Raw genomic sequence first — 324 nt, forward strand, 5'->3', positions numbered from 1 at the left:
CCTTCATTTCGATTTAGAGCGCTTTAAGGCGCATCTAACCGATCTAGGTGTCAACATAAGGGAAAGATTCAATCAGAAGCAACAGATGACCCGTTTTTCATACGATTTTATCGACCGGGATGGTAAGAAACGTATCATACGTGAAAAAAATTTAGGAGTTGATTATGGTGCCGAGGGAATCCAATACGGACTGGAGCAGGAACGAGAATCTTATGAACGATTTAAACGACAATCAGGATTCACATCTCTCCCAGCAGGTCGTACAGCTAACGTTGAAGTACCAGAAAGCAGAGATCGCATTCAACAGTATGCACGACAAGTACT

General features: G+C 42.6%; 1 pseudogene. It reads left to right on the forward strand.

From position 1 onward, the window contains the following. Positions 1-324, forward strand: a pseudogene (locus CD152_RS11880) (hypothetical protein); the annotation flags it as partial.

This window comes from Macrococcoides caseolyticum, from assembly GCF_002902665.1.
Lineage (GTDB): Bacteria > Bacillota > Bacilli > Staphylococcales > Staphylococcaceae > Macrococcoides > Macrococcoides caseolyticum.